Origin of the sequence: Modestobacter marinus (assembly GCF_011758655.1) — a bacterium.
Taxonomy (GTDB): domain Bacteria; phylum Actinomycetota; class Actinomycetes; order Mycobacteriales; family Geodermatophilaceae; genus Modestobacter; species Modestobacter marinus.
On sequence record NZ_JAAMPA010000001.1, the window covers coordinates 543,030 to 568,871 of the forward strand.

Below are 25,842 nucleotides of genomic sequence, written 5' to 3' on the forward strand. Positions count from 1 at the left end.
GTCTGCCCCGGCTACGGTCAGGGCGTGACTGCAGAGATCCGTTGGGGCGTCGTCGGGCCGGGCCGCATCGCCGAGCAGGTGGTGCAGGACTTCGGGCACGTGCCGGGCGCACGGGCGGTCGCCGTCGCCTCCCGCTCGCTGGACCGCGCCAAGGACTTCGCCGACCGGCACGGGATCGAGCGCGCACACGGCTCCTACGCCGAGGTGCTGGCCGACCCCGACGTCGACGTCCTCTACGTCGCCACCCCGCACCCGCAGCACCACGCCGTCTCCCTCGGTGCGATCCGGGCCGGCAAGGCGCTGCTGGTGGAGAAGTCGTTCACCGCCACCGTCGCCGGGGCCACCGAGGTGGTCGACGCCGCGCGCGCGTCCGGCGTCTTCGCGATGGAGGCGATGTGGACGCGGTTCCAGCCGGCCGTCGTCCGGGCGCGGGAGCTGATCGCCGAGGGCGCCATCGGGGAGGTGCGCTCGGTGCAGGCCGACCTGGGCGTGTCCCGCGCCTTCGACCCCACCGACCGGCTGTTCGCCAAGGAGCTCGGCGGGGGCGCGCTGCTCGACCTCGGGGTCTACGTCGTCTCCTTCGCCCAGATGCTGCTGGGTGACCCGGACACCGTGACCGCCACCGGTTCGCTGTTCGAGACCGGCGTCGACGCCGAGGCATCACTGCTGCTCGGCTACGCCGACGGCCGGTCGGCGACGCTGATGACCTCGCTGCGCAACGCCCTGCCCGGGCAGGCCCGGGTCTTCGGGACGGCGGGCTGGATCGACGTCCTGCCCCGCTTCCACCACCCGCAGACGATCGTGCTGCACCGGGCCGGCGCGGAGCCTGCGGAGATCACCCTCCCCCAGCTCGGCGGCGGCTACTCCCACGAGCTGATCGAGGTCACCGAGTGCCTGCGGGCCGGGCGGACGGAGAGCACGGTCATGCCGCTCGCCGACACCCTCGCCGTCCAGTCGGTGCTCGAGCAGGCCGCCGGTCAGCTGGGCGTGACGTTCGCCGAGGACCCCGCCGCCCTCTGACGGGCCTTCGGCGGCGGCTTCGGCGGCCAGGCCGCCCCGCTGGCCTGGGCCATGGTCGGCACCCGGGTGTGCGTGCCGCCGGTGGCCCGGACCGCGTCGGCGAAGGTGACCGCGTCGACGGTGGCCGCGCCGCCGGGGTCGTTGTTGAAGTAGACGAGGACGTCGTCCTGGCCGTAGGTCTCGGCCAGCCGCTGCGCCCACAGCTGCAGCGTCTCCGGCCGGTAGCCCCAGCCGTGCTCACCGGTGTGCAGCCGCAGGTAGCCCCACTCGGCGGTGCGCCACAGCGGTGCGATGGGCTGCTCGGCGCGGTCGGCCCAGCACAGCGCGGCCTGGTACCGCTCCAGCAGCCCGCGGACCTCGTCGGTCCACCAGCTCTCGTGCCGCGGCTCGACGGCCACCCGGGTGCCGGCCGGGAACTGCCCGAGGCACTCGTTGAGCAGGTCGACGTCGGCCTTCAGCGTGGGCGGCAGCTGCAGCAGCACGGCGTCCAGCCGGTCGCCCAGCCCGGCGACCCGGTCCATCAGCCGGGCCACGGGCTCGGCCGGTTCCCGCAGCCGCTTCAGGTGGGTGAGGAATCGGGAGGCCTTCACCGCCCACCGGTAGTCCGGCGGGGTGCGCTCGCGCCAGCGCTCGAAGGTGGCCCGCTCGGGCAGCCGGTAGAAGGCGTTGTTGCTCTCCACGGTGGCGAAGTGCTCGGCGTGGTGCTCCAGCCACAGCCGCTGCGGCAGCACCGGCGGGTAGAACCGGCCGCGCCAGTCGCGGTACTGCCAGCCCGACGTCCCGATCACCACCGTCACCAGAGCCGCCTACCCTGCTCGGCCATGAGCGACTCCCCCGCGCGTTTCAAGGACCTCTGCCTCGACGCCGTGGACCACCAGGCGCTGGCCGACTGGTGGTGCTCGGCCATGGGGTACCGGCGCGACGAGCGCCCCGGCTGGGAGCCCGACTGGCCGGTGCCGCTGGTCGACCCCACCGGCGCCGGCCCGGCCATCTGGGTCAACCTGGTGCCGGAGCCCAAGACGGTCAAGAACCGCGTGCACCACGACGTCACCGGCGACACCGGGGCGCTGCTGGCGATGGGCGCCACCCTCGTCCGGGCCCGGGACGACGTCGACGCCTCCGACCACGATGCCGGGCTGATCAGCTGGGACGTCCTGGCCGACCCCGAGGGCAACGAGTTCTGCTGTTTCGCCCCGGACGAGGCCTGAGCGAGCACTGCGCGACCTGGCCGCCGCCCGGTCCGCGGCGCCCTGACTCTGGTCCGCCGTGATCACCCCGGGTTGACGGGGGTCTCCCGACTCGGGAGGCACCTGCCGACCCGAGGTGATCACCGGCCAGTCAGGAAACCGATGGTGCGCCGGCGGAGCCGCAGGCCCCCGGAACGCGACAGGGGCGGCCCCGCGATGCGGGACCGCCCCTGGCGGGTGGTGCTGTGGTGCAGGTGACGCGGTGGAACGGCTACGTCGCAGGGACCCGCGGCGCGCGGAGCGCGTCGTGGGGGGCGACGTGGTCCTTCATCAGAAGTCCATGCCGCCCATGCCGCCGTCGCCGCCACCGGCCATGGCCGGGGCGTTCTTCTCCGGCTTGTCGGCGATGACGGCCTCGGTGGTGAGGAAGAGCGCCGCGATGGAGGCGGCGTTCTGCAGCGCCGAGCGGGTGACCTTGGCCGGGTCGATGATGCCGGCCGCGACCAGGTCCACGTACTCGCCGGAGGCGGCGTTGAGGCCCCAGCCGGTCTCGGAGTTGCGGACCTTCTCCGCCACGACGCCGCCCTCGAGGCCGGCGTTGACGGCGATCTGCTTCAGCGGGGCCTCGAGCGCGACGCGCACGATGTTGGCACCGGTCGCCTCGTCACCCTCGAGCTCGAGCTTGTCGAACGCGACGGCCGTGGCCTGCGCGAGAGCGACGCCACCACCGGCGACGATGCCCTCCTCGACGGCGGCCTTGGCGTTGCGCACCGCGTCCTCGATGCGGTGCTTGCGCTCCTTGAGCTCGACCTCGGTCGCGGCGCCGGCCTTGATGACGGCGACGCCACCGGCCAGCTTGGCCAGGCGCTCCTGCAGCTTCTCGCGGTCGTAGTCGGAGTCCGACTTCTCGATCTCGGCGCGGATCTGGTTGACGCGACCCTGGATCTGGTCGGCGTCACCAGCGCCCTCGATGATGGTCGTCTCGTCCTTGGTGGTGACGAACTTGCGCGCCCGGCCCAGCAGCGACAGGTCGGCGGTGTCCAGCTTGAGGCCGACCTCCTCGCTGATGACCTGACCACCGGTGAGGATCGCGATGTCGCCCAGCATGGCCTTGCGACGGTCACCGAAGCCGGGGGCCTTGACGGCGACCGACTTGAAGGTGCCGCGGATCTTGTTGACCACCAGGGTCGCGAGGGCCTCGCCCTCGACGTCCTCGGCGATGATCGCCAGCGGCTTGCCGGACTGCATGACCTTCTCCAGCAGCGGGAGCAGGTCCTTGACGGTGGAGATCTTGCTGTTGACGACCAGGATGTACGGGTCGTCGAGCACGGTCTCCATGCGGTCGGTGTCGGTCACGAAGTAGGCCGACAGGTGACCCTTGTCGAAGCGCATGCCCTCGGTGAGCTCGAGCTCGAGGCCGAAGGTGTTGCTCTCCTCGACGGTGATGACACCTTCCTTGCCGACCTTGTCCATCGCCTCGGCGATGAGCTCGCCGATGGCGGGGTCAGCGGCGGAGATCGAGGCGGTGGCCGCGATCTGCTCCTTGGTCTCGACGTCCTTGGCGGTCGAGAGGAGGTACTCCGAGACCGAGGCGACGGCCTTCTCGATGCCCTTCTTCAGGGCCATCGGGTTGGCGCCGGCGGCGACGTTGCGCAGCCCCTCGCGGACGAGGGCCTGGGCGAGCACGGTGGCGGTGGTGGTGCCGTCACCCGCGACGTCGTCGGTCTTCTTGGCGACCTCCTTGACCAGCTCGGCCCCGATCTTCTCGTACGGGTCCTCGAGCTCGATCTCCTTGGCGATGCTCACACCATCGTTGGTGATGGTGGGGGCGCCCCACTTCTTCTCCAGGACGACGTTGCGGCCCTTGGGGCCAAGCGTCACCTTGACGGCGTCGGCGAGGGTGTTCATGCCCCGCTCGAGACCGCGGCGCGCCTCTTCGTCGAACGCGATCATCTTGGCCATGTGGTGATGTCCTCCATGCGTGGATCGCTGGCTGGTCAGGTCCGGCGCCCGCGACGGACGACACCGTGCCGTGGACGCTCCTGCGGTCCACGTCCCGGTGCCTCACCGTTCCGACCTGGTTGGCACTCGGGTTGCCCGAGTGCCAGTTCGAAGTCTGGCACTCGACCCAGGCGAGTGCAAGAAGGGGGGTGGACCCCCGGCCCGGAGACGCAGCGAGGCCCGGCCCCCCGACGGGGGACCGGGCCTCGTGGTGCTCGCCGGGTCAGGCGCTCTGGACGGCGTCCGCCTGTGGGCCCTTCTCGCCCTGGACGACCTCGAAGCTGACCCGCTGGCCCTCTTCGAGGCTCTTGTACCCGTCCATCTGGATGGCCGAGTAGTGGACGAAGACGTCCTGGCCGCCGTCGACGGCGATGAAGCCGAAGCCCTTCTCGGCGTTGAACCACTTCACGGTGCCCTGTGCCACGTGTGCTCCCACGTTCAGTGCGTGCGGACGACCCCTTGAGACTCGAGGAGCCGGGTCTCGCTCTTCCGCCCGCCGAACACGAACGTGGAACTCGAACCGGGCGGAACGGTACAGGAACTGGTGTCCCAGGTCACGGCGCTGACCAGGCACTTCCCTCATCCGTGTGGTAACGGATCCGTCACCCTCCGCCCGCGACCCCTCGGCCGGGGACGCCCTCAGGCGATGAGGCCGGCCTCGCGGAGCGACCGCAGCGACGGCTGCACGTGGTGCGAGGGGCCGACCACCGGCAGCAGCGGGTCGAGGGTCTTGAGCCCCTCCCCGGTGTTGAGGACGACGACCTCCTGCGTGGGGTCGATCAGCCCCTTGTCCACCAGCTGCCGCAGCACCGCGGTGGTCACGCCACCGGCGGTCTCGGCGAACACGCCGGTGGTGCGGGCCAGGTCCCGGATCCCCTGCACGATCTCGTCGTCCCCGACCCGGCCGACCGCGCCGCCGGTGCGCCGGATCGCGTCCAGCGCGTACGGGCCGTCGGCGGGGTTGCCGATGTTCAGCGACTTGGCGATCCCGGTGGGCTTGACCGGCTTGACGACGTCCCAGCCGTTGTCGAACGCGGTGGCGATCGGGTCGCAGCCGGCGGACTGGGCGCCGAAGACCTTCCACTCGGTGTCGGCGACGATGCCGGCGGCGACCAGCTCCCGCCAGGCCTTGTCGACCTTGGTGAGCAGCGAGCCCGACGCCATCGGGATGACCACCTGGGCCGGGATCCGCCAGCCCAGCTGCTCGGCGATCTCGTAGCCCATCGTCTTGGAGCCCTCGGCGTAGTACGGCCGGACGTTCTGGTTGACGAAGGCGGTGTCCTCGAACTCGTCGGTCTCGGCGAGCTCGCTGGTCAGCCGGTTGACGTCGTCGTAGGACCCCTCGACCGCGACCAGCGCCTGGCCGTAGACCGCCGACTGGGTGATCTTGCCCGGCTCCAGGTCGCTGGGCACGAAGACGAAGGAGGGCAGCCCCATCCGCGCGGCGTGCGCGGCGACGGAGTTGGCCAGGTTGCCGGTCGAGGCGCAGGCGATCTTGGCGTAGCCGAAGCTCTTGGCCGCGGTGGCGGCCAGGCTCACCACCCGGTCCTTGAACGAGTGGGTCGGGTTGGCCGAGTCGTCCTTCACCCAGAGCCCGCCGGTGAGGCCCAGCTCGGCGGCCAGCCGGTCGGCGCGCACCAGCGGCGTCATCCCCGGGTCGAGGCTGACCCGGTCGGCCGGGTCGTGCCCCACCGGGAGGAGCGCGACGTAGCGCCAGATGTTCTGCGGGCCGGCCTCGATCTGCTCACGGGTGACCGCGCGCATGAGCTCGGGGTCGTAGTCGACCTCCAGCGGGCCGAAGCACTCAGCGCAGGCGTGCTCGGCGATGAGCCCGAAGGTGGCGCCGCAGTTGCGACAGACCAGGCCACGGGCCGGGTTGGGGGCGATCTGGCCACCTGCGGTGGCGTCTGCCTGGGCGGAACCGGGAGCGGTCAGGGTCATTCGACGACTACCTCCTCATCTTCCCCGCGTCGGGCCGTCGAGCCGCGCGGGACGGAATTGGCACCTCACGCTGCGCGTACGCGCAGAACGCGGTTGCCGGGGCTTCAACGGGCCGTGTCCCTCTGCCCCTCTGGATGAGTGGAACGCGGCTCACTCTACCCGGGGGCCGCCGGGCCGCCCGGCACCGACGGGACGCTCGCGGTGGTCGGGCACGATGACGGGGTGGCCACCCGCATCGTCTACACCGACCTGGACGGCACCATGGTGGGGCCGCGCGGCTCCTTCTGGCACACCGCCGACCGTGAGCTGACCGCCTCCCCCGCCGCCGCGCTGCTCGAGCTGCACCGCGCCGGGGTCGCACTGGTGCTGGTCAGCGGCCGCACCCACGCCCAGCTGCTGGAGGCGGGCCGGATCTTCGCCGTCGACGGCGCGATCGCCGAGCTGGGCTCGCTGGTCAGCTGGCACGGCGGCCGGGAGACCCACCTGCTCACCGGCGACCTCCCCGGGCGGTTCGCCGGCCGGACGCCGATGGACGTCCTCGCCGAGCTCGGCATCGTCGACGCGCTCATCGACGCCCACCGCGGCCGGCTGGAGTGGCACGAGCCCTGGCACGCGACCCACTCCGCCGACGCCCTGCTGCGCGGCCGGGTGGACGCCGCGGCGGTCGACGGCTGGCTGGCCGAGCGCGGCTGGGGCTGGCTGACGCTGAACGACAACGGCGCCGTGCCGGCCACCGCACGGATGACCCTGGACGCCGGGGCCCTGCCGCCGCACGTCTACCACCTGATGCCGCGCGGGATCTCCAAGGGCGCCGCGATCACCTGGGACCTCGCCCGCCGGGGCCTGACCGCCGCCGACGCCGTGGCCGTCGGCGACAGCGTGAGCGACCTGGAGATGGCCCCGGCGGTCGGCCGGCTGTGGGTGACCGCGAACGGTGCCGCGGTGGACGGCATGGCGGCCCGGCTCGACGCCGTCCCCAACGTCTCGGTCACCGACGCCCCGATGGGCGAGGGCTGGGCCCAGGCCGTCCTCGCTTCTCTCTGACCCATCCAGCAGTGATCAGGTCCCCTGATCAGGAACTGTCCCCCTGCACCAACGCTGGCGCAGGGGGACAGCCGGTGATCAGGTCACTCGGTGTCAGGGGGTCGTTGCATCACCCCAGTTGAGGGGTGCTGTCGATGGCCGTGACGAGGGCAAATCAGCGGGTGTTCTGGGAGGGGATCGCTGAGGGGCTGCCGACGGAGGCAGCCGCTCGGCGATCCCGGGTCGGTGGGCAGCGCGGTCGACGGTGGTTCCGGGAAGCTGGTGGGGTGCCACCGCTGGAGATCACCGAGCCTTCGGGCCGGTTCCTGTCGCTGAGCGAGCGGGAGGAGATCGCGGTCGGGCTGGCTGCTGGCCAGTCCGCCCGGCAGATCGCCCGTCAGCTGGGGCGTGCGGCCACGACGGTCAGCCGCGAGCTGGGCCTGTGGGCCCAGGCCCATCCCGACCGGCCCTACCGGGCAGTCCAGGCCCAGGTCGACGCCGAGACCCGCGGTGCCCGCCCCAAGCCGTTCAAGCTGGCCCATGAGCCGCTGCGGGAACGGGTGCAGGCCGATCTGGAGCGCAAGTACTCACCGCGCCAGATCGCCATGCGCCTGGCCATCGAGTTCCCCGACGAACCAGCCATGCGCCCCTCCCACGAGGCCATCTACCAGGCCCTCTACGTCCAGGGCCGAGGCCTGCTGCGCCGGGAACTGGCTGCCTGCCTGCGCACCGGGCGCGCGATCCGCCGCCCCCGCCGCCGCATCGATGGCCGATCCGACCCCAACCGCCGCATCCCCGGCAAGATCATGATCAGTGAACGCCCCGCCGAGGCCGCCGACCGCGCCGTCCCCGGGCACTGGGAAGGCGACCTGATCGCCGGCAAGGCCAACAAGTCCTACATCGGCACCCTGGTGGAGCGCACCACCCGGTTCTGCATCCTGCTGCACCTGCCCGGGACCAAGCCCGACCCACTGGCCCTGCAAGAAGCCATCATCGCCGGCATCGGGCAACTGCCCAAGCACCTGCGACTGTCCCTGACCTGGGACCAAGGCCTGGAAATGCGCCGGCACGCCGACATCACCCTCGCCGCGGACCTGCCCATCTACTTCTGCGACCCGCACTCACCCTGGCAGCGCGGCAGCAACGAGAACACCAACGGACTGCTCCGCCAGTACTTCCCCAAAGGCACCGACCTCACCGCGCACACCCCCACCGACCTGGCGATGGTCGCCGCCGAACTCAACGGACGACCCCGCCAGACCCTCGGCTGGCGCACCCCCGCCGAAGCCCTAAACGACCTACTCTCACCACCTCAACCAACCGGTGATGCAACGACCACCTGAACCCACCTCACCTGATCACCGAATGGCGCTCAGGAGGTGACGTCCTTGCGGGCGAAGTGGCGGAACGCCAGCGCGGTGAAGACGGCCGAGTAGACCAGCCCCTGGATGACGCCGCGGAACAGGTCGCCGGAGTCGACCGGGGTCTGCAGCAGGTCGGTCCAGGCGTAGTTGAACGCGGTGGGGAACCAGTCGCGGATCCCGCCCAGCTGCTCGACCTGCTCCAGCACCGCGAACACCACCGTGCTGAACACCGCACCGCCGACCGCGGCCAGCGGCGCGTCGGTGACGGTGGAGAGCCAGAACGCCAGCGTGCCGACGACGAGCAGGTGGACGGCGAGGTAGCCGACCATCCCGGCCAGCCGCAGCAGCGCCGTCCGCTGGTCCAGCGCGACGCCGATCGGGGTCTGCACGTCCCCGAAGCCGAAGGCGATCCCGCCGGCGACGACCGAGACGACGACCAGCAGCACCATCGCGCCGACCGACAGGACGAACGCGGCCAACCACTTCTGCCGCAGCAGCCGGGCCCGCGGCACGGGGGTGGCCAGCGCGTACCGCAGCGACCCCCACGAGGCCTCGCTGGCCACCGTGTCGCCGAAGAACAGGGCGAAGACGACGACCAGGAAGAAGCCGGTGGTGGCGAAGAGGGTGAACAGGGTCAGGTTCAGCCCGCTGGACGAGGCGACGTCCACCAGGTTGATCCGGCTGTTCTCCTCCGCCTCCTCGGTGCCGCCCAGCTGCAGGGCCCCGATGAGGATCAGCGGCAGCGCCGCCATCAGCGCCATGACGCCGAGGGTGCGGCGGCGCTTGAACTGGCGGCGCAGCTCGACGCCCAGCCGCAGCGTCCGCTCCGGCCGGTAGCCGGCCGCCGCCCCCGTCGCCTGCGGGGCGGCGGTGGCCCCTCCGGTCGTGTCCGTGCTCATGACTCCCCCACCAGTGACAGGAACGCGTCCTCCAGCCGGCGGCGCGGGGTGAGCTGGTCGACCCCGATGCCGGCCTCGACCAGCGCGGTCAGCGCGACCGCGCGCGTGGTCGGGCCGAGGTCGACGACCAGGCCCTCCGCGCTCCGCTCCACCTCACCCACCCCGGGCAGCCCGGCCAGGACGGCGACCGCCCGGTCGGTGTCGGCCGGGTCGGCCAGCCCGACCAGCACCGCTCCCCCGGTGCCGACGATCTCCTCGACGGTGCCCTGCACGATCTTCTGCCCCTTGGCCATGACCACGACGTGGCTGCAGGTCTGCTCGATCTCGCTGAGCAGGTGGCTGGAGACGATCACCGTCCGTCCGGTCGCCGCGTAGGAGCGCAGCACGTCGCGCATGGCGTGGATCTGCGGCGGGTCCAGCCCGTTGGTCGGCTCGTCGAGCACCAGCAGGTCGGGCAGGCCGAGCATCGCCTGGGCGATGGCGACCCGCTGCCGCATCCCCTGGCTGTAGCTGCGCACCCGCTTGTCCAGGGCGACGCCCAGCCCGGCGATCTCGATCGCCTCCTCCAGGTGGGCGTCGGCCAGCGGACGGCCGGTGGCGGCCCAGTAGAGGGTGAGGTTGTCCCGCCCGGACAGGTGCGGCTGCAGGCCGGTGCCCTCCACGAACGACCCCAGCCGGGAGAGCACGGGTGCGCCCGGCCCGGCGGCGTGGCCGAACACCTCGATCCGGCCCTCGGTCGGGCGGATCAGCCCCATGAGCATCCGCAGGGACGTCGTCTTGCCCGCCCCGTTCGGGCCTAGCAGGCCGAGCACCTGGCCGCGGCGCACCTCGAAGGACAGGTCCCGGACGGCGACGAACCCGTCGCCGTAGGCCTTGGTGACGCCCTCGAAGCGCAGCGGCACGTCCTCCCCGTCGGGCGCGGAGACCGACACGCGGCGGCGCCGGCGCCGGCCCAGCAGGACGGCGGCCAGCCAGCCCAGCACCCCCAGCGCGGCCAGCACGGCGAGCAGCACCCACCAGCGGGCCGAGCCGGCGGTGGCCTGCACCTCGCCCGGCACCACGGGCGCGGCCAGGGCCGCACCCTCGGCCAGGCCGACCGCGGAGACCTCCGAGGACGCCGGCAGGGCGAACGCCTGGTCGGTGGAGGAGACGACCACCCGCAGCGTGTGACCGGCCTCGAACCGGTGGACGATCGGCGGGAGCGTCACCGGCACCTCGGTCGGGGCCGCCGGGTCGGTGGAGAGCCCGGTCAGCTCCAGCGGCGCGACCAGCCCGCTGGGCAGGGTCGTCGTGCCGTCCGGGCCGACGTCGTAGAGCTTGGCGAACATCGTCGCCGTCCCGTCCGGCGCCGACACGGCGAGGGTGGTGGTCGGCGCACCGACCACCTCGAGGGCCTCGGTGAGCTCCGGGCTCTCGAAGGCGGCGAACTGCCCGGGGATCTCCAGGGTGCTCCCGGCGAGCGCGGCGCCGATCGAGCCGAGGCCGGGGATGGTGGTGAGCGCGGCCGGGCTGCCACCGGCGGGGGTGACCACCGGCTGGGTGGGGCCGGCCAGCTCGAGCACCCGGCTCGCCACGGGCTCACCGTCGGCCAGGCCCGGGTACTCGTCGACCGAGACGGTCTGCGAGCCGCCCTGGACCCGGCCCACCCCGCTGCCCAGGCCGGTGGGCGCCGGGTAGCGGAAGCCGCCGCTGTCGCCGTCGGCCCCCGTCAGGTGGACCTCGAACCAGTCGGCGACCTCGTCCCGCAGCTCCGCGGTGACCCGGCTGGAGGGCGAGGCGTCGTGGCCGCCGTCGAACCAGACCATGCGCACGTCGGTGCCGGCGGCGGCGATGCCCCGGGCGTTGGCATCGGCCTCGCCCAGCCCGAACAGCGAGTCCTGGGTGCCCTGCAGCAGCAGCGTGGGCGCGGTGATCCGGTCGAGCACGCCCGCCGGGCTGCTCCGCTCCAGGACGGCGGCGACCTCGGGGGTCAGCGTGCCGGTCGAGGCGGCCGCCTCGTAGGCCGCGCAGATGTCGGCGCGGAAGCGCCCGCAGGTCAGCGCCTGCACGACGGCCGGGTCGAGCTCGCCGGCCGGGGCCGCCGCGCCGTCGCCGCCGGCTCCGGGGCGCCCGTCACCGGTGGGCAGCGAGCCGCTGCCGAAGAACAGCCCGGCCCACGTGCGCTTGAACACCCCGGCGTCCTCGGTGCGCGGCACGGCCGCGGGGGTGCCGGTCTCCGGCACACCGTCCTGGTCCGGGAAGAACGCCGTGGTCAGCGAGTTCCAGGTGATCTGCGGGGCGATCGCGTCGACGCGCTCGTCGTAGGCGGCCGCCAGCAGCGAGACCGCGCCGCCGTAGGAGGCGCCGGCGACGCCCACCCGCGGGTCCCCGGGGCCGTCGAGGACGACGTCGTCCCGCTCCGCGAGCAGGTCGATCAGGGTGCTGACGTCGGCCACCTCGTAGCGCGGGTCGTTCAGGCCGACCTGCCCGGTGCTGGTGCCGAAGCCCCGCGCGGACCAGGTCAGCACCACGAACCCGCGGCGGGCCAGCACCCGCGCGTCGGCCGCGACCGACTGCTTGCTGCCGCCGAAGCCGTGCGCGAGGAGGACGGCCGGGGCGGGGCCGGCGGTGTCCGGCAGGTACAGCGTGGTGTCCAGCTCCACGGCGTCGGCACCCTCGCCGGAGGGCACCCGGGCCTCCTCCGTCGTCACGTCCTCGGCGGCCCGGGCCGGCCGGTCGGTGCCGGCGAGGACGACGACGAGGGCGGGGAGGGCGAGCAGGAGGACGATCAGGGCGGCGAGCACCGGCTGGGCGCCGAGGCGCGAGCCGATCCGCGCCGGCCCGGGAGCGGTGCGCACGTGGGCGGCAACGGACGGCGAGGTCGCCGAGTTCCGCGGGCCGGCCGGGGCGCGGCGGGTCAGGGCCGCCAGTTGCCGGTGGCGACCACGACGAGGCCGGGATCGGCGACGCCGGGCACCTCGAAGTACCGCGCGACCGGGCCGGTGACGTCGGGGAACTGCTCGACCAGCTGGGCGGCGGCCTGCTGCTGCACCGTGTCGCCCTCGCTGTAGTAGACGGTGGTGGTCGCCACGTCGCTGACCGGCGAGCCCGCGGTGCCGATCACCTCCCAGCCGTTCGCGCTGAACTGCTCGCCCACGTCGGCCGCCAGCCCGGTGATGGACGTGCTGTTCAGCACCGTGACCGGGGCGAACACCGGCCCGACCGGCGTCTGGGCCGCCACCTCCGGGGTCGGCACGCTCTCCTGCGCGGGGACGACCTCGGGCGCGGGTTCGCCGGCGACGGGCAGCGGGGTCTGTGCGGAGATCTCCGCGGTCTCGGGCCCGGTGAACGACCAGACGCCCAGCACGACGAGCGCGAGCACGACGACGGCGAGCAGGCCCTGCACCCCCCGGCGCGGTCCCCGGGGGACCTCGTCGGTGTGGAGGTCGGCACGACCGGGACCCGACCGTGCCGGCGCCGCCTCGGGCCGGGCTGGCGGGGCACTGCGCCGGCCGTCCTTCTTCCGCGCCGCCTCGGCCGCCTGCCGCTCCAGCCGGGCCGCGGCCCGGCCACCCACGGGGACGTCGACGGCCCGCCGCGCAGCACCGGACACCGGCCCGGGTCCCGTCGCCGGCCCGGGTCCCGTCGCGAGCCCGGGTCCCGTCGCCGGCCCGGGTCCCGTCGCCGGCTCGGCCCGGGGGGTGCGCACGTCGTCGCGCCGGGGCACCGCCGGGGGCGGCGTGGGGGTGCGGCCGGCTGCGCTGCTCCCCCGCCGGGGCAGCCGGGGCTCACGCAGCGGTGCGACCGGCGCTGCCGGGGCGGCCGGCGCGGCGCTGCAGGCCGACTCGGCCGGCACCGAGCCGGAGACCCGCTGGGTGACGTCGGGCAGGGGTGCGCTGGGCTCGGCCGCCCAGCTCGGCATGCTCGTCGTCATCGGGGCCGCGGTGGAGCCGGTGGACTCCACCCGCCACCCTCCCGACGACGGGGGCACCGGGCGGGGGGCCGCCGACGCAGGACGGAGCTCGGGGGCGGGCACACCCGGCGAGGTGCCGGGCGGGGTGGGGGCGACCGGCGTCGCGGCGGTCATCGGGCCCGAGACCGGCGGCGTCGGCCGCGGTGCGGGAGTCCGGGGACCGGCGACCGCGGGGCGGCTCCCGGTGGTGAGCGGGGGTGCCTGGTCCGTCCGTCGCCGGCCGCCGACGGGGGGCGGGGTGCTGGGCCGACCGGCCGGCCGGCGGAGCAACGGGTCCTCCCCTGCCGGGAGCAGGCCCTCGCGACGGCGCTCGGCCCGGCTCTGCCGGGGCAGCGTCATGGCCGCGTCGCTGTCGGGCGCGGGCCGCTCGGGCACCCGCGGGGTCACCGAACGGGGCGCCGGCCCGCTCGGTCGCGCAGGGTCGGCGGGCGGCTGGACCGGGGGGTCGGTGCGTCGACGACCCGGGCTCGCGGTCGCCTCGGACGGACCTACCTCACCGAACGGCGCCGCATGCCTCCCCACAGTGAGACAGGCTAGTCGTGACGGAGGTCCGTGCCCAGGACCCTCCCGGAGCGCTGACGCTGCCTCCCGGCGCGCATCCGGCGCAGCCGCCGCACGAGGAGCGGGTCGACGACGAGGGCCTCCGGACGGTCGATCAGGGCGTTGAGCACCTGGTAGTAGCGGGTGGAGCTCATCCCGAAGCGCTCCCGGATGGCCGCTTCCTTCGCGCCCGGGAAGCGCCACCACTGGCGTTCGAAGGCCAGGATCTCCCGTTCCCGGGCGGGCAGACCGGCAGCCGTGTCGTCCCCGGGCGCCCCGTCCGTCACACCAGCCCCGTCCGTCGCGGTCGCCTGCGCCGTCCCCGGGTCGGCCCCGACCGCCGTCGTGCGCTCGTCCGCCGCCGGCCCGACGGGCTGCACGGGGTCGTTGCTCATGGGCGTGCCTCCGGTGGGAAGGGCGTCGGCCGGGAAGGGCGTCCGCTGGGAGGGGCGGCGGTCAGGTGTGCGCCGGTCGCCGGCACGGCGCTGCGTGCCCCGTCGACGGTAGCCGCGTGACAGCCGCCGTGGAGCGTGACACCCGGGCGCGTCGACCCGGGCAGACCGGTCAGACGCCGGCCGGCAGCGGCGCGACGGCCCGCCGGTTGCTGTGCGCGTTGCGCAGGCTGTCGACGGTGAAGACGGCGAGGGCGAGCCAGACGACGGCGAAGCCCACCAGCCGGGCCGGCGGCATCGGTTCGCCGTAGACGAAGACGCCGATGGCCAGCTGGATCAGCGGCGTGACGTACTGCAGCAGGCCGACCGTCGACAGCGGCACCCGGCGGGTGGCGGCGGCGAACAGGAGCAGCGGCACGGCGGTGGCCAGCCCGGAGCTGGCCAGCAGCAGCCCGTTCCCCACGCCCGCCGACCCGAACGCCGCCTCGCCCTGGGCGCCCAGCACGCCGATGACGACCAGCGCCGGGAGGAACACGACCGCCGTCTCCACGAACAGACCCGGCGCGGCATCGACCCGGACCAGCTTCTTCATCAGGCCGTAGAGGCCGAAGCTGACGGCCAGGGCGAGGGAGATCCACGGCGGGTGGCCGTAGTCGACGGTCAGCACGAGGACCGCCACCACGGCGATGGCCACGGCCAGCCACTGCAGCCGGCGCAGCCGCTCCCGGAAGACGAGCACCCCGAACAGCACGCTGACCAGCGGGTTGATGAAGTACCCCAAGGACGCCTCGACGACGTGCCCGGAGTTGACCGCGTAGACGTAGACCAGCCAGTTCACCGCGATCAGCACGGCGGCGACCGCCAGCACCAGCAGCGCCCGCCGGTCGGTGACGACGGCCCGCACCTGGCTCCAGCCCCGCCGGACGGTCAGCAGCAGCCCGACGAAGACCAGGGACCAGACCACCCGGTGCGCGACGATCTCCAGCCCACCGGCCGGCTCGAGGAGCGGGAAGTAGAGCGGGAAGACCCCCCAGAGGGCGTAGGCGCCGAGACCGGCCCCCACCCCCACACGCCGTTCGTCCACCGGCGCACCGTACGCCCGCCCCCGCGCGGCCCTGCGGCGGTGGGACCACCACGATCCCCGGCCTCCTCCCGCCCCTGCGGGCTTACCGTTGGTACGTGCACACGGGACGCCCCAACCCGGTCCAGTGGCTCTGGTACGCCTACGGCGGTGGGCTGCCGCCCTCGCTGTCGGACTGGGTCCTCGAGGACACGACCCGGCGCAGCTGGGTGTGGCGGCACCTGGCCCGCGCCCTGGTGCAGCTCGCGCCGGTGCTGCTGCTGTGCCTGCTCCTCCCGCCCGTGCCGTTCGACATCCGGCTCACCGCGACCCTGGGCGGGGTGGTGATCGGGCTGCTGTTCTCGGTGGCCTACATGACGGAGACGACCGAGCACCGCGCGGTCAAGGCCGGCTGGTCCCCGGGGACGACGGCCGCGCGGCGCGCCGAGCGGGCCGAGCGGGAGCGCATCGAGCGCCAGGCCCGGTACCGCTCGGGTGGCGCGGGCAGCTACGACTGATGGAGGACCCCCGCGCCCCCCACCCCTCGCACGCTCGCGGCGGGCCCCTGCACGGGGGCCGCACGACCCGCCGGTCACTGCTCGTCGCCGGCGGGGCCGGCCTCGGCGCCCTGGGCCTCGGCGGGTGCGCCGCCGGGCCCCGGTTCCCCGAGGTGACCGCCGCCGGACCGGGGGACGCAGTGGTCCCGCTGGCCGAGGTGCCGGTCGGCGGGGGCTACGAGGTGTCCGTCGACGGCCGGGCGGTGCTCGTCACCCAGCCGTCGGCGGGCACGGTGGCCGCGTTCGACGCCGAGTGCCCGCACGCCGGGTGCACGGTCCGCGCCACGGACGACGGACTGGCCTGCCCCTGCCACGGCTCGGCGTTCGACCCCGCCACCGGCGAGGTGCTGCGGGGCCCGGCCACCGAGCCGCTGACCGCGATCGGGGTGGCGGTGCAGGGCCCGGACGTCGTGCTGACCTGACCCTCAGTCCTCGACGCGGAACCCGATCTTCATCGTCACCTGGAAGTAGGCGACGTCGCCGTCGACGACCTGGCCGCGGATCTCCTGGGTCTGGAACCACTCGATGTGGCGGACGGTCTCCGAGGCCTTGCGCACGGCCGTCCGGATGGCGTCGTCGACGCTGGTGGTGGAGCTGCCGACGATCTCGCTCAGGCGGTACACGTGGTCGCTCACGACGGGACTCCTCGACGCCGGGCTGCCCGGACGGCAGCGCTCGGCCTCGACCCTGGCACGCCCGGGTACGGCCCGCGAGCGGGACGGAGCCCCATGTCCGGATTGAACGGACGACCTTCCGCTTACAAGGCGGGTGCTCTACCACTGAGCTAATGGGGCGGGACGCCCATCGGCGCCGACGCGGCACCGCGCTGGCGGGCGCGGTGCGGGCGCGCACGGTGCTGACGGGCGCGGCGCTGGTGAGGCACCGCAGAGCAGGCTACCGGGGCCGTGGCCGAGCCTCGGGTGGCCCGGCATGGTCATCGCCCCCAGTCGGCCGGTCAGGCGGCGTCGTAGCCGGCCGCGGGGTCGCCGGAGACGTACTCCGCCGGGTCGCTGTCGACGGTCGCCCCGCCGGCGAGCCAGCGGGCGAACCCCTCGGGGTCGCGGCGCTCCAGCTCGTCCAGCGCCTCCTGCCGGCGGCGCACCAGCTGCTGCCGGGCCACCGGCTCGCGGGTCTGGGCCAGCGCCGCGGAGGTGCGCACCCATTCCCGGCCCAGCGCCGGCACCGACAGCTCCTGGACCCACCCGCCGTCGGTGGCCAGCGGCAGCACGACGGCCGGGGTGGCCCGCCGGTCGGCCCGCACCCGCCGCACCGCCCACCGGACCAGCAGGGCCAGCCCTCCGATCGCCGCCAGCAGCAGCGTCAGGGTGCCGCCGGCCACCACCACGCAGCCACTGAGCACCAGCAGCACGGCCACCGTCACCACGGCGCTGCGCCAGGCGGCGTCGAGCGCCGCTTGGCGCGGGTCCCGGGGTGCGGCGTCCCGGGCGACGCCCGCACCGAGACAGGCGGCGACGCCGGCGGCCAGCCCCACGGCGATCACGCCGGGCAGCCCGAGCGACACCCCGCCGACCGCCGCCAGCGCACCGCCGACGAGCACGAGCAGGACCAGGGCACAGCGGCGGAGCAGGACGGGGAGGGGCACCGGTGGCCTCCAGGCAGCAGGCGGGCGAGAGGAGCGGCCGTGCCCTTCCCCGGGGCGTGCTTGATCACCCCTGGCGACGGCGCGGCGCGGCCCCGGGGTGTCGCGCCGCCGAGGAGCGACGTCCAGCCGATTCACAGCTGACCACCAGTCACGGGCCAGTCCGAGGGCGCACAGTGGTCCTTGCGCGGCGGGGAGGTCCTGCCGTGAGGAGGGACTTCCCGTGAGTGAGCAGAACCGCCCCGCCGACGAGACGGGCTCCGGCACCGACCGCAGCGCCGGTCCCGGCTGGGCGCCACAGCAGAGCCGCCCGGCGTCCACCCACCCGACCCCCGGCTCCGGGCAGTCCGCGAGTGCACCGACCGAGCAGTTCCCGACCGCCGGTACGGCGGAGCAGCCGTCGGCCACCCGGTCGTTCGCGGCCGGGCCCCCCGCGGCGCACCAGCCGTGGCCGCCGGCCGGCTACGGCACCCCGGGGTACCCGTCCGGTCCGGGCTCGACCGCGTCGGCCGGCGCCGTGCCCCCCGCCTTCCAGGCCCCGACCTTCCCGACCCAGGCCTTCCCGCAGCCGGCCTACGGCCCGCAGCCCGCGTCGGCGCGGCGGACCGGGCGCTGGCGGCTGGGCGTGGCCGGGCTGGTGGCCGGCGCACTGATCGGTGGCGGCGCGGGCGCCGGCGTGGTCGCGCTGAGCGACGTGGACACCGTGGTCACCGCCAGCGGCGCGACCACCCAGCCCGTCGTCATCAAGGACGCCGAGAAGGCCACCAGCACGACCGCCGCGGCCGCCGCAGCGGCCCCCAGCGTCGTCACTCTCTACGTGAGCGCCGCCGCCGGCGCGGGGTCGGGCTCCGGAGTCGTCCTGTCCGAGGACGGCTACGTCCTCACCAACAACCACGTGGTGAGCCTGGACAGCAGCACGAACGACGTGACCGTGCAGGTGCGCACCTCCGACGGGACCGTCTACGACGCGACCGTCGTCGGCACGGACCCGAGCAACGACCTCGCGGTGGTCAAGCTCTCCGACGCCGGCGGGCTGACCCCGGCGGTCTTCGCCGACTCCGACGCCGTCCAGGTCGGCGACCTCGCGGTCGCCATCGGTGCGCCGCTGGGCCTGACCAACACGGTCACCGACGGGATCATCAGCGCCACCAACCGGGCCGTGCAGGCCGGGGCGACCCAGGACGAGAACACGGTGATCGACGCCCTGCAGACCGACGCGGCGATCAACCCGGGCAACTCCGGCGGTGCGCTGGTCAACGCCGACGGCGAGGTCATCGGGATCAACACCGCGATCGCCTCGGTCGCCAGCACCGGCCTGCCGGGCCAGGAGACGACCAGCGGGAACATCGGCGTCGGGTTCGCCATCCCGTCGAACACCGCGCAGCGGATCGCCGAGCAGATCATCGACACCGGCTCGGCGACGCACGCCCTGCTCGGGGTCAGTGCCCGCACCGCGGCCGACGCCGGCTCCGCCGTCGGGCAGGGCGCCCAGGTGGCCACGGTCTCCGAGGGCTCCGCCGCCGCCGACGCGGGCCTGCAGGCGGGTGACGTGATCACCGCGGTCGGCGACCGGCCGATCACCACCTCCACCGAGCTGACCGCCGCGATCCGCAGCGCCCAGCCCGGCGACGAGATCACCCTGACCGTCCGCCGCGGCGGGGACAGCACCGAGGTCGACGTCACCCTCGACGAGACCTCGGAGTGAGCGAGGCCCCCCTCTGCGGGGGCCCACCTCCCCTCACCGACGACCCCGGTGCCGACCCCCTCGGCCCCGGGGTCGTCGCACGTCCGGCACCGGGCGCCGCGCCGGCGAGGCCTAGGCTCGGCCGGGTGTCCGGACCCCAGCTGACCACCCCGCTGGCCGAGTCGCTCGACGACCCGCAGCGCGCCCGTGACCTGGCCAAGATGAAACGGCTGGCCACCGGGCTGTTCCTGCTCGCCGCCCTGGTCTTCCTCGGCTGCGTGCTGCTGGGCGAGGAGGCGGGCAGCTGGGTCGGGTACGTCCGGGCGACCGCGGAGGCGTCCATGGTGGGCGCGCTGGCCGACTGGTTCGCCGTCACCGCCCTGTTCCGGCACCCGCTGCGGCTGCCGATCCCGCACACCGCGATCATCCCGCGCAAGAAGGACCAGATCGGTACCAGCCTGGGCACCTTCGTCCGGGAGAACTTCCTCACCCGGACGGTCGTGGACGAGCGGCTGGCCACCGTCGACGTGCCCGGCCGGCTGGGCGCCTTCCTGGCCGCCCCCGGTCGGGCCGAGCGCCTGGCCGGGGACGCCGGCGCCGCCCTCGGCGGGCTGACCGACCTGCTCAAGGACGACGAGCTGCAGCCCGCCGTCGCCGCCCTGGTCGACCGCAAGCTCCGCGAGACGCCCGCCGCACCGGCCGTGGCCCGCGGCATCGAGCTCGTCGTCGACGGCGACCGGCACCAGGAGGTGCTCTCCGCGGCGCTCACCGGGCTCGCCAACTTCCTGGCCGACAACCGGCTGGTCTTCCGCACCCGGCTCGGCGACGCCTCCCCCGCCTGGGTGCCCGACTGGGTCGACGACCGGGTGTTCGACCGGGTGTTCGACCTGCTCCAGGGCTTCCTCGCCGAGGTCGGCGAGGACCCCCGGCACGAGCTGCGCCGCAGCTACGACAAGCGGCTGCGGGCCTACGTGCACACGCTGCGCACCGACCCGGAGGCCGCGGCCCGGGTCGAGCGGTTCAAGGAGGAGCTGCTGGACCACCCGGCGGTGCGCACCTGGTCGGGCTCGCTGTGGAGCACCGCGAAGAACGCCGTCGTCACCGCCGCGGCCGACCCCGACTCCGAGCTGCGGGCGCGGATGGTCGGGCTGATCCGCTCCGGTGCGCAGCTGCTGCAGACCGACCCGACGGTGCGCGAGCTGGTGCAGCGGCAGTCCCAGCGGGCCGCGGGGTACGCCGTCGAGCGGTTCTCCGGCGACGTCGCCGACCTGGTGGGCACCACGGTGGCCCGCTGGGACACCGAGGAGACCAGCCGGCGGATCGAGCTCCAGGTCGGCCGTGACCTGCAGTGGATCCGGGTCAACGGCACGGTCGTGGGTGGCCTGGCCGGCCTGGTGATCTACACCGTCGCCCAGCTGCTCGGCTGACCACCGCCCGGGGGTGAGCCGCCCCCGCGACCGTCGGGCCGCGTCGTGGCACGGCTCCCCCGCCGTGGACGCGGCTCACCCGCCGGCCGGGCCGGGGAACGCCGCCGGCCGGCCCTGCCCAGCAGGACCGGCCGGGCGGTCAGCGACGGGCGGAGGCCGCGGCGTACAGCGCGATGCCGGCCGCGACGCTGACGTTCAGCGACTCGGTGTCCTTGGTGATCGGGATGGACAGGACGACGTCGCAGCGCTCCCGGACCAGCCGGGACAGCCCGGTGCCCTCGGCCCCGACGACCAGCGCGACCGGGTCGGCGAACCCGTCGTACTCGTGGATGCCCATGTCGCCGTCGGCAGCCAGGCCGACGGTCTGCAGGCCCGCCTCCTGGTAGGAGGCCAGGCTGCGGCCCAGGTTGACGGCTCGGGCCACCCGCAGCCGGGCCGCCGCGCCGGCGCTGGTCCGCCAGGCCGAGCCGGTCATGCCCACCGCGCGGCGCTCGGGCACGACGAGACCGTGGGCGTCGAAGGCCGCAGCCGAGCGGATGACCGCGCCCAGGTTGCGGGGGTCGGTGACGCCGTCCAGCGCCACGACCAGCGGCGGGCGGCCGGAGTCGCGGGCGATGTCCAGCAGGTCGTCCGGGTGCGCGTAGTCGTAGGGCGGCACCATCAGGCCGATGCCCTGGTGCAGCGCGTGGTCGCTCATCCGGTCGAACTCGGCCTTGCCCACCTCGAGCAGCGGCAGCCCGCGGTCGGCGGCCAGCTGCACCGACTCGGCGATCCGCTCGTCGGTCCCGCCGCGGCTCGTGTCACCGGTGACGACGTAGAGCGCGGTCGCCGGGATGCTGGCCCGCAGCGCCTCCAGCACCGGGTTGCGGCCCAGCAGCAGCTCGGGGGCCTCGGCGTTGCGCCGCTGCACCCGCTGCCGGTTGTCCTGGCGGGCCGCAGCGGCCTTCGCCGCCTTGTACGCAGGGTGGTGCGGTCGGTCCGTGGCCTTCGGGGTGGCGCCCCGGCCGGCCAGCGACCGGCGGTTCTTGCCGCCGGTGCCCGACGTCGCGGTCTTCTTGCCGGCGCCGGCCGAGCGGCCCCGCCGTTGACTGTTGCCGGCCATCAGGTCAGCTCCCATCGTGTGCCCTGGGGGGTGTCCTCGACCTGCACGCCCAGGGCGCCGAGCTGGTTCCGGATCGCGTCAGCTGACGCGTAGTCCTTGCGGGCCCGGGCCGCGGTGCGCTGCTCCAGCGCCAGCGCGACCAGGCCGTCGGTGGCCTCGGCCAGGCGGCGGTCGCCGCCGGCGTCGGCCCACTGCGGGTCGAGCGGGTCGAGACCGAGCACCCCGAGCATCGCCCGGACCGCGCCCAGCGCGGCGGCGAGCGCCTCGGCGTCGTCGGCGGCCAGCGCGCTGTTGCCCTGGGTGACGACCTCGTGGACCACCGCGACGGCAGCCGGGGTGCTCAGGTCGTCGTCCAGGGCGTCGGTGAACTCGGTGGGGAGCACCGGCTTGCCCGCGTCGGCCCCCACCACCTCGGCCGCACGCCGGACGAAGGACTCCAGCCGCCGGTAGGCGACCCCGGCCTCCTGCAGCGAGGCCTCGGTGAACTCGATCGTGCTGCGGTAGTGCGGGGCCACCAGGTAGTAGCGCAGCTCCACCGGGCGCACGCGCTGGACGACCTCGTCGACCAGCGCGGTGTTGCCCAGCGACTTGCTCATCTTCTCGCCGCCCATGGTCACCCAGCCGTTGTGCAGCCAGTACCGGGCGAACGGGTCACCGGCGGCCTGCGACTGGGCCCGCTCGTTCTCGTGGTGCGGGAAGCGCAGGTCCAGCCCACCACCGTGGACGTCGAACTCCCGGCCGAGGTACTTCTCGGCCATCGCCGAGCACTCCAGGTGCCAGCCCGGGCGCCCGCGCCCCCAGGGGGTCGGCCAGGAGGCGGTGGCCGGGTCGCCGGCCTTGGCCGACTTCCACAGCGCGAAGTCCCGGGGGTCGCGCTTGCGCTCGTCGGTCTCGGTGTCCGCGGCCGGCTGGAGGTCGCCGAGCTTCTGGCCGGTGAGCTCCCCGTAGCCGGGGAACGAGCGGACGTCGAAGTACACGTCGCCGTCGACGTCGTAGGCGTGCCCGCCGGCGATGAGCCGCTCGATCAGCTCGACCATCTCCGGCACGTGCCCGGTCGCCCGCGGCTCGTAGGTGGGCGGCAGCGTGCCCAGCACCTCGTAGGCGCGGGTGGCGGCGCGCTCGTTCTCGTACGCCCAGGCCCACCACGGGACACCGGCCGCCGCGGCCTTGGTGAGGATCTTGTCGTCGACGTCGGTGACGTTGCGGACGTAGGTGACCTCGTCGCCGCGGTGCAGCAGCCAGCGGCGCAGCACGTCGAAGGCGAGCGCGAACCGGACGTGGCCGATGTGCGGCGGGCCCTGCACGGTCAGGCCACAGACGTACATGGAGACCTGTCCTGCACGCAGGGGCGTGAAGTCACGCACGGCGCGGGCGGCCGTGTCGTACAGGCGGAGGCTCACCGGGTCGATTCTACGGGCGCGCCGGGCGTGCTCCGGACCACCAGCGCGGTGGCCACCGCGGCCCGGCCCTCGCCGCGCCCGGTGAGGCCCAGCCCGTCGGTGGTGGTCGCGGTCAGGCTGACCGGTGCACCGAGCGCCGCGGACAGCGCCGCCTGGGCCTCGGCGCGGCGGGGCCCGACCTTGGGCGTGTTCCCGATCAGCTGCACGCTCGCGTTCCCGATCGTCCAGCCGGCCGCGGCCAGCACCTCGCGGACGTGCTCCAGGACAGCGGCACCGCGGGCGCCGGCCCAGCGGGGGTCGTCGGTGCCCAGCAGCCCACCGATGTCACCGTGGCCCGCCGCGGACAGCACCGCGTCGGTCAGGGCGTGGGCGACGACGTCGCCGTCGGAGTGCCCCGCGCAGCCGTCGGCACCCGGCCACTCCAACCCGGCCAGCCAGCAGGCACGCCCGGCCTCGATCGGGTGCACGTCGGTGCCGATGCCGACGCGGGGCAGCTCCGGGCTCACCGGGGCACCCCCGTCTGCAGCTCGGCCATCCGCAGGTCGTGCGCGACGGTGATCTTGGCTGCGCGCTCGTCACCGGGCACGGTGTGCACCGCCACCCCGGCCGCCCGGACCACCGAGGCGTCGTCGGTGAACTCGGCCGCGGCACCCTGCGCGGCGGCGTAGGCGGCCACCAGCGTGGCCCGGTCGAAGCCCTGCGGCGTCTGCACCCGGCGCAGCGGCGCGCGGGGCACGTCGGCGGTCACCACGCCGTCGGCGTCCACCTGCACGGTGGTGTCGACGACGGGCAGCACCGGGACGACGGCGCGGGCACCTCCGGCGAGGGCGGCCAGCACCCGGGCGACGAGGTCGGGCGGGGTCAGCGGCCGCGCGGCGTCATGGACCAGCACGGCGTCGGCGTGCTCCCGGGCCGCGGCGAAGGCGGCCCGGACCGACGCGGTGCGGGTGTCCCCGCCGACCACGACGTGCACGTCGTCGGGGAGGACGGCGGTGAAGGCCGCCTCCTGGGGCGCCGGGACGGCGACCACGACCTGGTCGACCCCGCCGGCGCGCAGCGAGTCGACCGCCCAGCAGACCAGCGGCCGACCGCCCAGGGGCACCAGGGCCTTGGGCAGCTCTGCCCCCAGACGTAGACCACTCCCGGCCGCTGCGACGATGCCGACAGCGTGCACGGGAGTGGTCTGGGTGGTGCGGGGGTGGGGCTGGCTCAGGAGGCCAGCACCTCGTCGAGGAGGACCTCGGCCTTGTCCTCGTTGGTGCCCTCGGCGAGCGCGAGCTCGCTGACCAGGATCTGCCGCGCCTTGGAGAGCATGCGCTTCTCCCCGGCGGAGAGGCCACGGTCCTTGTCGCGACGCCAGAGGTCACGCACGACCTCGGCGACCTTGTTCACGTCACCGGAGGCCAGCTTCTCGAGGTTGGCCTTGTAGCGCCGCGACCAGTTGGTCGGCTCCTCGGTGTGCGGGGCGCGCAGCACCTCGAAGACCTTGTTCAGGCCGTCCTGACCGACGACGTCACGGACGCCCACGATCTCGGCGTTGTCGGCCGGCACACGGACGGTCAGGTCGCCCTGGGCGACCTTGAGCACGAGGTACGACTTCTCGACGCCCTTGATGGTGCGCTGCTCGATCGCCTCGATGAGCGCCGCGCCGTGGTGCGGGTAGACAACGGTCTCGCCAACAGTGAAGCCCATGTGTATGTGACCCCTTTCGCTCACCCCAGGTTAGCACGGAAGAATGCCCTCCGGCTCGGCAGAGTGCGACAAAAGTGCAGGTCAGGGGCTTGACCGAGGTCAGCGCGGGGTTGACAGGAGGTGGTCGGTGTGCAGTCGGAGGGCGTCAGGCACCCCTCCGGGCCGTTCGCGACCGCTGCGGCGATGGCCCGCGCGACCCACTTCGAACCGACGGTCGCGGTCACCACGGTCGCCGTCCTGCTCGCCGTCGCCGCCGGCGTCCCCGCGGGGCGGACGGCGCTGCTCGGGATCGCGGTGCTGGCCGGGCAGGCCTCGATCGGGTGGTGCAACGACTGGCTCGACGCCGACCGTGACCGGGCCGTCGGCCGGATCGACAAGCCCGTCGTCCAGGGCCTGCTCACCCCGACGCTGCTGCGCCGGGCGACGGCCGCCGCCGTCGCCGTCGCCGTCGTCACGTCCTTCGCGCTGGGCGTCGTGCCCGGCCTCCTGCTGCTCGTGCTGGTCGCCAGCGGGCTGGCCTACGACGCCGGCCTCAAGCGCACCGCGCTGTCCCCGCTCCCCTACCTGACCGGCTTCGGCGCACTCCCCGCCGGCGTGGTCGCCGCGGCACCGGGCGGTCCGGTCGCACCGTGGTGGCTGGTCGCGGCCGGTGCGGCGCTCGGCGGCGCGGCGCACGTCGCCAACGTGGCCCCCGACGTCGACGACGACCTGGCCACCGGCGTCCGCGGCCTGCCGCACCGGGTCGGGGCGGTGCCCTCCGCGGTCGCCGGCGCGGTGCTGCTCGGCGCCGCCACCCTGCTGCTGGTGCTGGGGCCACCCGGCCCGCCGAGCACCCTCGGGTGGCTGGCCTGCGCGTTCGCCGCGCCGGCCGTGGTCGTCGCCGCCCTCGCCGGCAGCCCCCGGGCGCGCCGGCTGGCCTTCCCGGCGGTGCTGCTGCTGACCGTGCTCGACGTCGCCCTGCTGCTGGCCGGCGGCGCGGCGATCACCTGATGGAGGACCCT

General features: G+C 74.6%; 25 protein-coding genes, 1 tRNA gene and 1 riboswitch. Of the genes, 9 read left to right on the forward strand and 17 right to left on the reverse strand.

Going from position 1 to position 25,842, the window contains the following annotated elements; translation table 11 throughout:
* Nucleotides 1–24: 24 nt before the first annotated feature.
* On the forward strand, nucleotides 25–1,020 hold the full coding sequence (locus FB380_RS02595; protein ID WP_166753720.1) for a Gfo/Idh/MocA family protein: 996 nt from the start codon (nucleotides 25–27) through the stop codon (nucleotides 1,018–1,020).
* Here FB380_RS02595 and FB380_RS02600 read toward each other — a convergent pair.
* On the reverse strand, nucleotides 978–1,817 hold the full coding sequence (locus FB380_RS02600) for a DUF72 domain-containing protein (protein WP_166753721.1): 840 nt from the start codon (nucleotides 1,815–1,817) through the stop codon (nucleotides 978–980). The genes FB380_RS02595 and FB380_RS02600 overlap by 43 nt on opposite strands.
* A gap of 24 nt (nucleotides 1,818–1,841) precedes the next feature.
* On the opposite strand from FB380_RS02600, the gene FB380_RS02605 reads away from it, so the two are divergent.
* On the forward strand, nucleotides 1,842–2,228 hold the full coding sequence (locus FB380_RS02605) for a VOC family protein (RefSeq protein ID WP_166753722.1): 387 nt from the start codon (nucleotides 1,842–1,844) through the stop codon (nucleotides 2,226–2,228).
* A 309-nt stretch (nucleotides 2,229–2,537) separates the two neighbouring features.
* Here FB380_RS02605 and groL read toward each other — a convergent pair whose 3' ends face one another.
* From groL to thrC, 3 genes are all read right to left on the reverse strand, one after another.
* The gene (gene groL, locus FB380_RS02610; RefSeq protein ID WP_166753723.1) at nucleotides 2,538–4,169 is read right to left on the reverse strand and encodes a chaperonin GroEL; all 1,632 of its coding nucleotides are present in this window, start codon (nucleotides 4,167–4,169) and stop codon (nucleotides 2,538–2,540) included.
* 262 nt (nucleotides 4,170–4,431) lie between these two features.
* Nucleotides 4,432–4,632, reverse strand: coding sequence for a cold-shock protein (locus FB380_RS02615; protein ID WP_166753724.1), 201 nt, complete (start codon nucleotides 4,630–4,632; stop codon nucleotides 4,432–4,434).
* Between the two features lie 215 nt (nucleotides 4,633–4,847).
* Nucleotides 4,848–6,149: a threonine synthase gene (gene thrC / locus FB380_RS02620; RefSeq protein WP_166753725.1), complete on the reverse strand. Its 1,302-nt coding sequence runs from the start codon at nucleotides 6,147–6,149 to the stop codon at nucleotides 4,848–4,850.
* 12 nt (nucleotides 6,150–6,161) lie between these two features.
* Nucleotides 6,162–6,290, reverse strand: a riboswitch (SAM riboswitch).
* An 81-nt stretch (nucleotides 6,291–6,371) separates the two neighbouring features.
* On the opposite strand from thrC, the gene FB380_RS02625 reads away from it, so the two are divergent.
* On the forward strand, nucleotides 6,372–7,193 hold the full coding sequence (locus tag FB380_RS02625; protein ID WP_166753726.1) for an HAD family hydrolase: 822 nt from the start codon (nucleotides 6,372–6,374) through the stop codon (nucleotides 7,191–7,193).
* Between the two features lie 134 nt (nucleotides 7,194–7,327).
* On the forward strand, nucleotides 7,328–8,515 hold the full coding sequence (locus tag FB380_RS02630; RefSeq protein ID WP_243850108.1) for an IS30 family transposase: 1,188 nt from the start codon (nucleotides 7,328–7,330) through the stop codon (nucleotides 8,513–8,515).
* Nucleotides 8,516–8,544: 29 nt separating this feature from the next.
* Here the strand turns inward: FB380_RS02630 and FB380_RS02635 are convergent, their stop codons facing one another.
* The 5 genes from FB380_RS02635 to rarD all read right to left on the reverse strand — a co-directional run bounded on the left by FB380_RS02635 (nucleotide 8,545) and on the right by rarD (nucleotide 15,403).
* Nucleotides 8,545–9,435: an ABC transporter permease gene (locus FB380_RS02635; protein ID WP_166753727.1), complete on the reverse strand. Its 891-nt coding sequence runs from the start codon at nucleotides 9,433–9,435 to the stop codon at nucleotides 8,545–8,547.
* Nucleotides 9,432–12,272, reverse strand: a complete 2,841-nt coding sequence (locus tag FB380_RS02640; protein ID WP_166753728.1) for an alpha/beta fold hydrolase — start codon at nucleotides 12,270–12,272, stop codon at nucleotides 9,432–9,434. The genes FB380_RS02635 and FB380_RS02640 overlap by 4 nt, the downstream gene beginning before the upstream one ends.
* A 59-nt stretch (nucleotides 12,273–12,331) precedes the next feature.
* Nucleotides 12,332–13,348, reverse strand: a complete 1,017-nt coding sequence (locus FB380_RS02645; RefSeq protein WP_166753729.1) for a LytR C-terminal domain-containing protein — start codon at nucleotides 13,346–13,348, stop codon at nucleotides 12,332–12,334.
* Nucleotides 13,349–13,920: 572 nt separating this feature from the next.
* A complete protein-coding gene (locus tag FB380_RS02650) occupies nucleotides 13,921–14,322 on the reverse strand; it encodes a DUF3263 domain-containing protein (protein ID WP_166753730.1) in 402 nt (133 codons plus the stop codon).
* Nucleotides 14,323–14,491: 169 nt separating this feature from the next.
* Entirely contained in the window at nucleotides 14,492–15,403 is a 912-nt protein-coding gene (gene rarD / locus FB380_RS02655) for an EamA family transporter RarD (protein WP_166753731.1), read from the reverse strand.
* A 95-nt stretch (nucleotides 15,404–15,498) separates the two neighbouring features.
* Here rarD and FB380_RS02660 point away from each other — a divergent pair, with 95 nt between their 5' ends.
* Both FB380_RS02660 and FB380_RS02665 read left to right on the forward strand, forming a co-directional pair.
* Nucleotides 15,499–15,897: a DUF5313 family protein gene (locus FB380_RS02660; RefSeq protein WP_166753732.1), complete on the forward strand. Its 399-nt coding sequence runs from the start codon at nucleotides 15,499–15,501 to the stop codon at nucleotides 15,895–15,897.
* Complete coding sequence (locus FB380_RS02665; RefSeq protein WP_166753733.1) at nucleotides 15,897–16,358, forward strand: Rieske (2Fe-2S) protein; 462 nt, start codon at nucleotides 15,897–15,899, stop codon at nucleotides 16,356–16,358. Before FB380_RS02660 ends, FB380_RS02665 begins: the two co-directional genes overlap by 1 nt.
* A 3-nt stretch (nucleotides 16,359–16,361) precedes the next feature.
* Here FB380_RS02665 and FB380_RS02670 read toward each other — a convergent pair whose 3' ends face one another.
* The 3 genes from FB380_RS02670 to FB380_RS02680 all read right to left on the reverse strand — a co-directional run bounded on the left by FB380_RS02670 (nucleotide 16,362) and on the right by FB380_RS02680 (nucleotide 17,539).
* A complete protein-coding gene (locus FB380_RS02670; RefSeq protein ID WP_036334618.1) occupies nucleotides 16,362–16,571 on the reverse strand; it encodes a dodecin in 210 nt (69 codons plus the stop codon).
* A gap of 87 nt (nucleotides 16,572–16,658) precedes the next feature.
* A tRNA-Thr gene (locus FB380_RS02675) sits at nucleotides 16,659–16,730 on the reverse strand.
* Nucleotides 16,731–16,891: 161 nt separating this feature from the next.
* A complete protein-coding gene (locus FB380_RS02680; RefSeq protein ID WP_166753734.1) occupies nucleotides 16,892–17,539 on the reverse strand; it encodes a hypothetical protein in 648 nt (215 codons plus the stop codon).
* A 220-nt stretch (nucleotides 17,540–17,759) separates the two neighbouring features.
* On the opposite strand from FB380_RS02680, the gene FB380_RS24390 reads away from it, so the two are divergent.
* Together FB380_RS24390 and FB380_RS02690 are read left to right on the forward strand one after the other, a co-directional pair.
* Nucleotides 17,760–19,241: a S1C family serine protease gene (locus FB380_RS24390; RefSeq protein ID WP_166753735.1), complete on the forward strand. Its 1,482-nt coding sequence runs from the start codon at nucleotides 17,760–17,762 to the stop codon at nucleotides 19,239–19,241.
* A 125-nt stretch (nucleotides 19,242–19,366) separates the two neighbouring features.
* Nucleotides 19,367–20,647, forward strand: a complete 1,281-nt coding sequence (locus FB380_RS02690; protein WP_166753736.1) for a DUF445 domain-containing protein — start codon at nucleotides 19,367–19,369, stop codon at nucleotides 20,645–20,647.
* Nucleotides 20,648–20,786: 139 nt separating this feature from the next.
* Here the strand turns inward: FB380_RS02690 and rlmB are convergent, their stop codons facing one another.
* Genes rlmB through FB380_RS02715 form a run of 5 tightly spaced genes read right to left on the reverse strand, consistent with a single transcriptional unit; the run spans nucleotide 20,787 to nucleotide 24,841 of the window.
* Nucleotides 20,787–21,749 carry a 23S rRNA (guanosine(2251)-2'-O)-methyltransferase RlmB gene (gene rlmB, locus FB380_RS02695; RefSeq protein ID WP_166753737.1) on the reverse strand — a complete coding sequence of 321 codons (963 nt, stop codon included), beginning with the start codon at nucleotides 21,747–21,749 and terminating at the stop codon, nucleotides 20,787–20,789.
* Complete coding sequence (cysS, locus tag FB380_RS02700; protein ID WP_166753738.1) at nucleotides 21,749–23,149, reverse strand: cysteine--tRNA ligase; 1,401 nt, start codon at nucleotides 23,147–23,149, stop codon at nucleotides 21,749–21,751. Before cysS ends, rlmB begins: the two co-directional genes overlap by 1 nt.
* Entirely contained in the window at nucleotides 23,146–23,655 is a 510-nt protein-coding gene (gene ispF / locus FB380_RS02705) for a 2-C-methyl-D-erythritol 2,4-cyclodiphosphate synthase (protein WP_166753739.1), read from the reverse strand. The genes cysS and ispF overlap by 4 nt, the downstream gene beginning before the upstream one ends.
* The gene (gene ispD / locus FB380_RS02710) at nucleotides 23,652–24,323 is read right to left on the reverse strand and encodes a 2-C-methyl-D-erythritol 4-phosphate cytidylyltransferase (RefSeq protein ID WP_166753740.1); all 672 of its coding nucleotides are present in this window, start codon (nucleotides 24,321–24,323) and stop codon (nucleotides 23,652–23,654) included. Before ispD ends, ispF begins: the two co-directional genes overlap by 4 nt.
* Nucleotides 24,324–24,358: 35 nt before the next feature.
* Nucleotides 24,359–24,841, reverse strand: a complete 483-nt coding sequence (locus tag FB380_RS02715) for a CarD family transcriptional regulator (protein ID WP_166753741.1) — start codon at nucleotides 24,839–24,841, stop codon at nucleotides 24,359–24,361.
* Nucleotides 24,842–25,024: 183 nt separating this feature from the next.
* On the opposite strand from FB380_RS02715, the gene FB380_RS02720 reads away from it, so the two are divergent.
* Complete coding sequence (locus FB380_RS02720) at nucleotides 25,025–25,831, forward strand: UbiA family prenyltransferase (protein ID WP_166753742.1); 807 nt, start codon at nucleotides 25,025–25,027, stop codon at nucleotides 25,829–25,831.
* The last annotated feature ends 11 nt before the right edge of the window (nucleotides 25,832–25,842 follow it).